The sequence below is a fragment of the Streptomyces sp. NPDC020898 genome, assembly GCF_044333925.1.
Taxonomy (GTDB): domain Bacteria; phylum Actinomycetota; class Actinomycetes; order Streptomycetales; family Streptomycetaceae; genus Streptomyces.
In genome coordinates this window covers 597,663-599,040 of record NZ_JBIRRV010000005.1, presented here as the reverse complement: position 1 = coordinate 599,040, position 1,378 = coordinate 597,663, and the positions used below count along the sequence as shown (strand labels likewise).

Annotated in this window: 1 other annotated feature (running past both ends of the window). The window is 57.1% G+C overall.

Annotation, left to right across the window (positions count from 1 at the left end):
• Positions 1 to 1,378: a sequence feature (most likely nonfunctional fraction of RNA operon), on the bottom strand (it extends past both window edges: 1,292 nt to the left, 1,768 nt to the right).

Here is a 1,378-nt window from a genome sequence, read left to right as displayed (position 1 = left end):
GCCTTACGGCTTCGCACGGACCTGTGTTTTTAGTAAACAGTCGCTTCTCGCTGGTCTCTGCGGCCACCCCCAGCTCGAGGAGTAAATCCTCTCACCAGTGATGGCCCCCCTTCTCCCGAAGTTACGGGGGCATTTTGCCGAGTTCCTTAACCATAGTTCACCCGAACGCCTCGGTATTCTCTACCTGACCACCTGAGTCGGTTTAGGGTACGGGCCGCCATGAAACTCGCTAGAGGCTTTTCTCGACAGCATAGGATCATCCACTTCACCACAATCGGCTCGGCATCAGGTCTCAGCCTTAATGTGCGACGGATTTGCCTATCGCACGGCCTACACCCTTACCCCGGGACAACCACCGCCCGGGATGGACTACCTTCCTGCGTCACCCCATCACTCACCTACTACAGGTCTGGACCGGCGGCTCCACCACTTTCCATTCCCCGAAGGGTCCGGAACGGCTTCACGGCCTTAGCATCGCCTGGTTCGATGTTTGACGCTTCACAGCGGGTACCGGAATATCAACCGGTTATCCATCGACTACGCCTGTCGGCCTCGCCTTAGGTCCCGACTTACCCTGGGCAGATCAGCTTGACCCAGGAACCCTTAGTCAATCGGCGCACACGTTTCCCACGTGTGTATCGCTACTCATGCCTGCATTCTCACTCGTGAACCGTCCACCACTAGCTTCCGCTGCAGCTTCACCCGGCACACGACGCTCCCCTACCCATCCATACGGGCGTTGGCCCTATAGCATGAATGACACGACTTCGGCGGTACGCTTGAGCCCCGCTACATTGTCGGCGCGGAATCACTAGACCAGTGAGCTATTACGCACTCTTTCAAGGGTGGCTGCTTCTAAGCCAACCTCCTGGTTGTCTGTGCGACTCCACATCCTTTCCCACTTAGCGTACGCTTAGGGGCCTTAGTCGATGCTCTGGGCTGTTTCCCTCTCGACCATGGAGCTTATCCCCCACAGTCTCACTGCCGTGCTCTCACTTACCGGCATTCGGAGTTTGGCTAAGGTCAGTAACCCGGTAGGGCCCATCGCCTATCCAGTGCTCTACCTCCGGCAAGAAACACACGACGCTGCACCTAAATGCATTTCGGGGAGAACCAGCTATCACGGAGTTTGATTGGCCTTTCACCCCTAACCACAGGTCATCCCCCAGGTTTTCAACCCTGGTGGGTTCGGTCCTCCACGAAGTCTTACCTCCGCTTCAACCTGCCCATGGCTAGATCACTCCGCTTCGGGTCTTGAGCGCGCTACTAAACCGCCCTATTCGGACTCGCTTTCGCTACGGCTTCCCCACACGGGTTAACCTCGCAACACACCGCAAACTCGCAGGCTCATTCTTCAAAAGGCACGCAGTCACGACGC